This window comes from Streptomyces sp. TAA486, from assembly GCF_000426165.1.
Genome location: NZ_AUEV01000024.1, coordinates 25,311 through 34,521, shown reverse-complemented (window position 1 = coordinate 34,521; position 9,211 = coordinate 25,311). Strand labels below are relative to the sequence as shown.

Sequence of the window (9,211 nt, the reverse complement as noted above, 5' to 3'; positions counted from 1 at the left end):
CCGACGGGTGAGGAAGCTCCGAGCCGTCCAACCACAGGCCGGACTCGGAGCGTGGAGACCGGACAACAGAACCGGCAACGCACACAGCACAGCGCATCGCGGAAAATGGAGAGCACAGATGTCGACTCCCCCGGAGAACCAGGATTCCACGTCACCCGACGAGCCAGACTCGCAGGCGGAGGACCGCACCACGGAAGAGGGTGCCCAGGAGCAGCCGCCCAGGCTCGTACGCCCCGGTGAACCGGGCTTCCCGCCGCCGCCCGAGGGCATAGTCGAGGCGGCGAAGCTGGCGCCCGGCCACTGGCTCAACGTCGTCGACCAGCAGTGGAGCGGCGAGGACGGCCAGGAGCCGCCCTCTTGGGCCACGCTCGGACGCTGGCGCACCGACGAGAACGGGGAGATCGTCGAATGGGAGCGGAACGACGAATACCGCCCCTCGCCCGAGAGGCTGGGATGGTCCGAGCCGGTCGGCCCCGCTGACAAGGCCGCCCAGTTGGCCGCCACGGGCTACGGTCCTGAAGAGGACCTCGTCCGCGCCCTCGCGGACGCCGATGTCGCCGTGTGCGTGGACGACGAGGGGGAGCCTGCCGTGGACGAGACCCCCGAGGGCGTACCCGCCGTCGCGATCTTCTCCACCTCCCCAGAACTGGACGCGGACAAGCTGCCTCCGCACGAAGTGATGCCGATGCAGGGGCTGTTGGAGCGGTTGGGGGACGACGAGGAGGTGCTGTTCCTCAGCTCCTCGGCGCCGGTGGCACTGCTCATCGAGAGGGACGTGCTCCGCGGCGTGCCCGGGGGGCAGGAGGCGACATGAGCGGATCGCCGAACAGGAGCGGACGGTAGGGGGTAAGGGCATTGCCGACGGCCCGGCGCAACAGGCAGCTGAACCGGTTCAGCCGGCCTGCGGCCCCGGCCCGTTGGACCCCGGCGGTGCCTGCAAAGCCCCCGGCCCGGTTCAGTCCGCCAGTACGCCCACGATGGCGCGGCGGATCGTGTCGGCCAGTGCCTCGAGGGCATCCGGGAGGGACACAGAGGGCACCGGACGCTACGGCGGCAACTACCGGCCGGCCGTGGGGACTTGCTTCGTCCATACCGTCATCGATGACTACTCCCGCGTTGTCTACGCCGAATGCCAGGACGACGAGACCGCCGCAACGGCGGTCGGTGTTCTTCATCGGGCGGTGGCCTGCGCTGTTGGCGGGGTGGTGGCTTGCTGCCGCTCATGGCACACGGCGGATGACGATTGCTTTCAGCGGGCGAAAACCCAGCGGTTCTTGTGGCCTACGGCGCAGCTTCCCACGTGGAGCGGCAGTCCCGCTTCTTTGGCCTTCTTGACGTCAGGCGTCTGGAGGCAGGACGAATGGCTCGCGTAGTTGCGAATCAACTGTTTTCCGTCCTTCTGCGGGTCCACCCACCAGAGCTGATTGTCATGGGTGCTCGTGTTGCACTTGCTGCCCTGCACCGCGGCTTTCTCGGATGCCGCCCCGTGGTGCGGCAGATCCATGCACCTGTCTGAACCGGCGTTTTGAATGGTGATGAGGTCGTGCCCGTTCGGGGCCTTATTGGCCTGGGCCACGCTCATATTCCACGCCTGACCTCCGCCGCCGGACCGGTGGCAACTCGACTGCTCAACGGTGTCGGACTTCTTTTGGCTACCGGACGTGGTCCCCGCGCACTTTCTGGTGGCCGCGTTCTGCATGAGAACATGTGACAGCCCCTGCCGCTTCCCTCCGACAGACTTCGGCGAGTTCTCGTCCCCCGATTTATCAGGCAGAAGTGAGGTCACCGACCCATCGGCCGTCTTCCCGCCTGCTCCCCCGTCCTCGGGTGACTGCGAGTGCTCTTGGCCGTGGGACGGGTCCGACGACTCAGCGGGCGACTTACTGGCGCTCGCCGATGGGGAGTGCGAATGCGTCTTTGACGAATCTGCCGCGTCCTTGGAGTCGTTGCCGCTGTGGTAACTGCGCCAGGCGCCAACTCCCAGCGCGCCGCCCGCAACGAGGGCGAGGACAGCGATGGCACCCGCGATCTTGACTGCCGTACGGGAGCGCTCACCTGGTTGACGTGATGTCGAGGTCAGGGCATCGATGATCCGGGCACGCAAGCGCCGTTTTGCGTTCTCCTGCTGCGAGTCACTCAACATTGCATCCTCTCGTGGCCGTTCTCCGGCGAAATGTGGGTGCGGCAGATCACTTCGGAGAGTGTCGCTTCCCGAGTCGGGTGTCGAGAGACGTGTTGAGCCGGACCACAGACGGTGCCCCCCGAGCACAAATATTCTTCAAAGTAAACCAGAGCGGTCTTATGTGCGGAGGTGGAGCTGGCCGACTCGATTATTAGTCCGGGGAATGGCCCGCATGTTGCGGAAAAATACCGGACGCTCGACCGCATCATCGCCCCCGGCCGGCCCATTCACGTCGTGCTGGACAACGGCGCCTCACATCGCACGGAAGACCAAGGCATGGCCGGCCGATCACCCACGCCGGCACGTGCGCTGGACGCCACCGCATGCATCCCGGCTCAACCAGGTCGAGCTGTTCTTCTCCGCCCTGACACGACGAGTCCTGCGACACGGCGAATTCACCAGCCGCAACGACCTTATCGACAAAATGGACACCTACGTGATCAACATCTCGCCCCCGAGTTCGACGGCGTCGTCGCGTCCGTGAGCCAGGGCGACCTCTTCCGCGAACACCCCCGACTCCTCCGCAGGGAACACCGGCTTCCGCATCGCCTCCGACGCACCCCGGTAACCGCCACGTCCACTGTGCACGTGGCGAAGGGATTTATCCGGGAGGGCGGCAACTAATCCCTGCCTCCTCTGCAACTCGCGGAACCCGCCGCTGTATCTCATTCAGCAGGAGGCCAAGGTGCCACGGGGTTGGCGACGGCGGGCTTCGGCCTCAATAGACGACAAGCGCACGCGGACCCCGGTCCGCACAGCGAACGAGAACGACAGAAAGCAAGGTGAACGAGACAATGGCCAAGCGAGTTGCACGCAAGACCTCCGTGATCGCGGGTGTCACCGCAGGTGTCCTGTCCCTGGGAGTCGCCAGTACGGCGCTGGCCACCAACGCCACGCAAGAGACCGCGACCGGGCGCACCACCGCCTCGGACTCGTCCAAGCGCGTCGAGGGTCGCACGGTCACGAAGGTTTCCCCCGAGAAGGTGCAGAAGAAGGTGGCGTACGTCTACAACTCGTACATCTACGCCTTGAAGAACGGGAATTGGCACAAGGCCGAGCGCGTGCGCGAGGCCCACCTGACCGCCCGCTGCGAAAAGGCGGCCAAGGCGTGGGCGCAGAGGCACAATGCCGACCCGATCATGCGGGCAAAGGGTCTTCCGAGGACAGAGGCCCACGGCGCTATCGGCGGCATGGACTGGAAGGGCTCCAAGGGGGACAAGGCCTACCTGAACGTCATCCTGAACTACAAGAAGCCCAAGACCGTCCACGTCACGTTCGACACCAAGGCGGGCAAGATCTCCGCGATCGGCTGACCCGGCCACTGACGGGCCGTCGCTCTTCCTCCTCCCCGAGAGCGGCGGCCCGGTCGCGTACAGGGGCTCTCGCTCCTCGTCATGCCATGTCTCAGGCTCTGGTCGAGAGCAGCGAGTGCCCCAGTACGGACCGCATCGCATGGACCACGGCCTGGCGGACCGGGTCTGGGGTCATGACCGATCACCGGGCCGACCTGGTGTCCAGGAGCGCATGCGGAAGATGAGCCGCCTCGCGTCGAGAGGTCACCGCCGGACACCGCGACGGGAACGGTGAGGCAAACGCGAAGGCAACACCCTCGATCCGGAGTTAATCCGGATCGAGGGTGATTTTTTCCGGTCACACCTGACTTGCCGCTGCTCCGAATGTGGGTCAGTTTCAACGTTCGTGAGCAATCGTTCGCTCGCGTTGCGGCGCCCGACTACTTCACCTGCCCGGGGTATCGCGATCGGCCGTCGATTCTGTACGAGCTGTGCGTGGCGGATGCGAAGGGAGACAGTCCGATGACCGAGCACATGCGGCCTCTCAGGCCGGAGCAGGGGCGGGAGCCGTCTTCACCATCGTCCTCCGAGGTCGCCCCCGACCTCGGCATGGCCTGGTCGGGCGCCGTCCGCTGCTCGGCGCCCTCGTTACGGTCACCAGGACCGCTTGCGCCAGCCGTTCCGTCCGCGTAGGTCCACGCCCCCCGCCCACATGGTCGACTTCTGCACCCTCCTCCGCGAGTAGTTCGGATATGGCGACTTGGCGAACGGTCCCGGGGCTGAATACGCCGCTGCTGACAGCGGCGAGGACCGCACGGGACTGCGCGTGGCACGCGGCGGGCGGGACAACGTGTCCCGCACAGTTGGACGTTGCGGCTGGACATTGCCAGGCACTCGGGCTCGCGCACCCCGGGCAGCACGGTCGCACCCTCGACGGCGCGACCGTGCGGCCGGCAACTGATCTCCACAAGCCGGCCGTTGTGGCCGTCGGCGTCGCGCTACTCGGCAGCATCGGCACGGCCGTCTACCGCACGCAGGTGGACAAGTCCCTGCCAGCAGCCGCATCTTCCGAAGCCACGGCCGCCGTCCGCGAGTCCCTCGGCGGCGCGGTCAACGCCGCAGCCGCGCAACCAGAGGGGCTCGAAAGCCGGCTATTGGAGATCGCCCGCGACGCCTTCACCCAAGGTTTCCATCTCAGCGCCGCCATCGGCGCCGTGGTGGCGTTCGCGATGGCGGTTACGGCTTCAGTGCTGCTGCGCGACCTGCGTGCCGACACTGATTCCGAATCGCCACCCAACTCGCTGATCACCGGCTCACCCTCAGCCTGATACTGAAGTCTCCCTGTGATGTTGGACAGCGGGTGGTTCAGCTGCGGGGCTGAGATCCTGCCTGGGCCAGTCCGGCGATTCCGCGCCACGGGTGCGAGCCGGTTCGTCGTCCGTGCTTGTCGACCCGTCAGCCGCCGGCCGACGTACGCAGCATCGATACGGGATCGGAGAAGAAGGCGTGCAGCGGCAGGCTGCCCGATCCCCGGATGAGGGACCCTTCGCCCAGGCCGGTCGGCACGATCCGTTCCGCCGCCTCGGGGCGGCTCAGCCGGTCGGCCGCCGCGACGCGGAGTGCGTCGAGATATTCGGGGGTCTGGAGGAGACCGCCGCCGAGGATGAGCAGTACGGGGTCCAGGAGGTCCAAGAGGATTCCGGCGGCGATGCCGACGTCCTCCGCCCGCTCTCTGAGCAGCGCCGCGGCGTCCGCGCTCCCGGACCGGGACTTCGCGACGAGCGACTCGAAGGATGCGTGTGGCGGCACGATGCCGGCCTGCCGCGCGCGTTCCAGCACGGCGACGTCGCTTGCCAGCGCCGCGAGGCAGTCGCTGCGTCCACATCGGCACCGGGTGCCCTCAACGGTGCGTCCCAGGGGGAGGTGGTCGATGGTCCCCGCCGCGGCGTCGTGACCGAGCCGGAGGCGCCCGTTGTCCATCAGGCCGGCGCCGACGATGTTGCCGATGAACAGGAACAGCGACGAACTGGTGTCGCGGGCGACCCCCAGGTAGGTTTCGGCCAGCGCCATGGCCCGGACGCTGCTGTCGACGAAGACCGGTTGATTATCGCTGCCGAGCTCGTCGGCGAGCCGGACGTCCCTCCAGCCGAGCAGCGGGTGGTCCACGACGACGCCTGCGTCCGGGTCGACGCGGCCTCCGGTGGCCACACCGGTTCCCAGGATGCGTTCGGGCCCACCGGCCAGTGCCGTCAAATGGTCGCGGAGGTCCCGGGCCTCATCGAGGATCGCTGTCTGTGTGCGTCCGCGGTGGGTTACGGCGTGTGCTGCGACGACGTTGCCGGCGAGGTCGAGCAGCCCGCCCGTCGTACGCCGCAGCCCGATGTGGATGCCGGCGAACCGGTGGTAGGAGGTGTCCAGGACCATGGGGACGCGGGGACGCCCTATGTCGCCGCCCGCCACCGCGGAGAGTTCCACCAGCATGCGGGCGCCGGCCATCTGTGCGGTGATCTTGGTGACGCTCGTCGCGCTGAGTGACGTGGCCTGGGCGATTTCCGAGCGTGCCTGCGCCCCGCGGTGCAGAAGGGTCCTGGCGACGAGTGCCATGTTGCGGCGCCGGAGGCTCTCGGGGCCGGCGCCGAAGGACCGCGCCACCTTGGGAAGCGGGCCGCCGTCGAGGCGCGCGGACGACCTTCGGTCGTGGGCGTCAGCGGAGTACATCGTCGCCCCGCAGAAGATCAAGGTTCACGGGACCGCACCCTTCCAAGCGCGGACTCGCTCCCGCAACCTTGTGTCTTCGGCCGCGCCCGTGAGGGGGAACTCCAGCGCTCCGGCCGTGCGGCGGAACACCCCTGAACTGACCGGCGGTTGGTGCCGTCATGACGTTTCTCCTGAGCTGAGAACAGGGGTCTGCGTCAAGTCGAGGCCCTCGCTGCTCAGTTCACCGGGGAAGTGGCACGCGGCGTACTGGCCGGGCCTCACCTCGGCGAGGTGCGGGCGCTCGGTCGCGCAGATGGTCCGCTCCGGCCTGGCGTTGGGCCCGATCGGGCAGCGGGTGTGGAACCGGCAGGCAGGAGGCGGGCTGACCGGACTCGGGACGTCGCCGGAGAGCACGATCCGCTCGCGGGACCGCTCGCGGACCGGGTCTGGTTCGGGTACCGCGGACAGCAGGCTTGCGGTGTAGGGATGCTGCGGATTCGCCGTGATCTCCTCCGACGGACCCGATTCGACGATCTGGCCGAGGTACATCACCATGATCCGGTGCGAGATGTGCCGCACGGTCGCGAGGTCGTGGCCGATGAACAAGTAGGCAAGCCCCAGGCGCCGTTGGAGGTCCTGGAGCAGGTTCACGATCTGCGCCTGGAGGGATACGTCCAGCGCGGAGACCGCCTCGTCACAGACGAGCAGCCGCGGGTTCACAGCGAGAGCGCGTGCGATGACGATGCGCTGCCGCTGGCCGCCGGAGAACTCGTGCGGGTAGCGCGAGGCCACTCCCGGGTCCAGGCCCACGAGGTCCAGGAGTTCTGCCACGCGCTTCCTCGCGTCGGCACCCTGGGCGAGCCGATGCACAAGGAGAGGCTCGCCGATGGCGTCCGCGACGGTGAGGCGAGGATTCAGGGACGACATCGGATCCTGGAAGACCAGTTGGGTCTGGCTGCGATACCACTTCAGGTCGCGGCCGCGCAGCACGCCGACGTCCCGGCCGTCGAAGCGCATGGTTCCCGAGGTGGCCGGGTGTATCCCCAGCAGGGTCTTGGCGAGTGTCGACTTCCCGCAACCCGACTCGCCCACCAGCCCGAGAGTTTCGCCGGGCGCGATCGAGAAGTCGACTCCGTCGACCGCGCTGACGTGGACGGTCCTGCGGCGCAGTGCTCCGGTACGCGTCTTCACCGGGAACGTCTTGCCCAAGTCGCCTACGTCCAGGAGGGGTTCGGCGGCGTCGCGCTCTGCGACATGATCCGCAGCCCGCATCGCCTGGTGCAGGCGTGGGAGTTCGCCGTCCTCGCCGGAGACCCAACAGGCCCATTCCCGGCGGCTGTCCGTCTTGCTGAAGAGAGGTGGCTGCTCACCGTGGCACCGCTCCACCGCTGAACCGCAGCGCGGCGCGTACGCGCAGCCCAGTATCGGGGTGACGAGGTCCGGCGGGCGTCCCTCGATGGGCACCAGAGGCAGTTGGCGGGACGTGGTGAGGTGCGGTGTCGCGGCGAGGAGAGCCCGCGTGTAGGGGTGCCGGGGCTGGGCGAACAGCTCGTCGGCCTGGGCCTGTTCGATGATGCGGCCGCCGTACATCACCGCGACCCGCTGGCAGGAGCGGGCCACCACACCGAGGTTGTGGGTGATGAGCACGATCGCGGTGCCCAGGTCGCGGTTGAGCTGGGCCAGCAGTTCGAGGATCTGCGCCTGGATGGTCACGTCGAGCGCGGTGGTCGGTTCGTCGGCGATGATAACGTCCGGCTTGTTGGCCAGCGCCATCGCGATCATCACCCGCTGGCGCATCCCGCCGGAGAAGGCATGGGGGTAGTCGGCCAGCTTGGCGTCGGGATCGGGGATTCCAACTCGTTCCATGAGTTCCAGGGCACGCGAACGGGCCTGGGCGCCGGTGAACTTGCCGTGGGCGAGCATCGCTTCGACGAGCTGGTCGCGTACGCGCATCACCGGATTGAGGGACGACATCGGATCCTGGAAGATCATGCTGATGCCGGCGCCGCGGACCTGGCGCATGGCGCTGTCTGAGAGATCGAGCAAGTTGCGTCCCTGGTAGATGACTTCGCCGGAGACGATGCGACCGGGTGGCCGCACGATGCGCGTCAGGGACATCGCGGTCACGGACTTGCCCGAGCCGGACTCGCCGACGAGTGCGAGAGTTTCGCCGGCCCGGACGTCGAACGTCACGCCGCCCACTGCCCGTACGACACCACGCTCGGTGGTGAAGTGGGTGACGAGGTCTCTTACTTGCAGGACCGGTTCAGTCATGAGCGATCGTCCTTCGGAAGTCGAGCGAGCAGTCCACCGTCCACGGGCAGGACCGTTCCGGTGACGAACGAGGCGTCGGGCCCGGCGAGGAACGCGACGCAGTGCGCTACCTCTGCCGGCCGGCCGGCACGGCGCAGCGGATATCGCGCCTCCATGTCTGCCAGCTGTGTGGGATCGCGCCAGATGGGGGCGTTGCGTTCGACTGTGACGAAGCCCGGTGCCACGGCGTTGACGCGTATTCCCAGCGGTCCCCACTCGACCGCCGCGTTGCGGGTGAAGGCCACAAGTCCCGCCTTGGCCGCGGCATACGCGCCGAACGTGGGCTCGCCACCGAACGCGTGGACGGAGGTGACGTTGACGATGGAGCCGGGACGTGAGCCGAGGGCGGCAGCGAATCGGCGGCTGAGCGCGACAGGCGCGTGCAGACAGACGGCCAGGGTGTGTTCCCAGCCTTCGTCGGTGCTGTCGAGCAGGGCGGCACGCTCTTCGGTGAACGCGCAGTTGACCAGCACCCTGAGTGCACCGGGCAGGGACGCGGCCACGTCCAGGCACCTCTGCTGAACGGCGGCGTCCGTGATGTCCCCGACGACCGCCTGCCAGGACGCGTCGGCGGTGATCGCGTCGTCGATATCGACGGCGACGATCTCGCTGCCGAGCTCCTGGAGTTGGGACGCGATCGCATGGCCGATCCCGTGGGCCGCGCCGGTGACGATGCTGGTGGTGCCGTTCAGCGCGGCCATCTCGGACCACCGCCTCTGTCGGCCGG

At 67.9% G+C, this 9,211-nt stretch carries 7 protein-coding genes; 3 read left to right on the top strand and 4 right to left on the bottom strand.

What is annotated here, in order from left to right; all coding sequences use genetic code 11:
• The first annotated feature begins 118 nt into the window (after window positions 1–118).
• The gene (locus tag I004_RS36455; RefSeq protein ID WP_051345508.1) at window positions 119–814 is read left to right on the top strand and encodes a type VII secretion system-associated protein; all 696 of its coding nucleotides are present in this window, start codon (window positions 119–121) and stop codon (window positions 812–814) included.
• Between the two features lie 435 nt (window positions 815–1,249).
• Here I004_RS36455 and I004_RS38605 read toward each other — a convergent pair whose 3' ends face one another.
• The gene (locus I004_RS38605; protein ID WP_158677121.1) at window positions 1,250–2,140 is read right to left on the bottom strand and encodes an RICIN domain-containing protein; all 891 of its coding nucleotides are present in this window, start codon (window positions 2,138–2,140) and stop codon (window positions 1,250–1,252) included.
• Between the two features lie 836 nt (window positions 2,141–2,976).
• Between I004_RS38605 and I004_RS0127460 the strand changes: the two genes are divergently transcribed.
• Complete coding sequence (locus tag I004_RS0127460; RefSeq protein WP_028438115.1) at window positions 2,977–3,495, top strand: hypothetical protein; 519 nt, start codon at window positions 2,977–2,979, stop codon at window positions 3,493–3,495.
• Window positions 3,496–4,418: 923 nt separating this feature from the next.
• Window positions 4,419–4,802, top strand: a complete 384-nt coding sequence (locus I004_RS0127455) for an MFS transporter (protein ID WP_158677120.1) — start codon at window positions 4,419–4,421, stop codon at window positions 4,800–4,802.
• A gap of 127 nt (window positions 4,803–4,929) precedes the next feature.
• Here I004_RS0127455 and I004_RS36450 read toward each other — a convergent pair whose 3' ends face one another.
• From I004_RS36450 to I004_RS36440, 3 genes are all read right to left on the bottom strand, one after another.
• Window positions 4,930–6,192: an ROK family protein gene (locus tag I004_RS36450; RefSeq protein WP_051345507.1), complete on the bottom strand. Its 1,263-nt coding sequence runs from the start codon at window positions 6,190–6,192 to the stop codon at window positions 4,930–4,932.
• Window positions 6,193–6,348: 156 nt separating this feature from the next.
• Entirely contained in the window at window positions 6,349–8,445 is a 2,097-nt protein-coding gene (locus I004_RS36445) for an ABC transporter ATP-binding protein (protein ID WP_037978090.1), read from the bottom strand.
• Window positions 8,442–9,185, bottom strand: coding sequence for an SDR family oxidoreductase (locus I004_RS36440; protein WP_037978088.1), 744 nt, complete (start codon window positions 9,183–9,185; stop codon window positions 8,442–8,444). The genes I004_RS36445 and I004_RS36440 overlap by 4 nt, the downstream gene beginning before the upstream one ends.
• Window positions 9,186–9,211 lie beyond the last annotated feature (26 nt).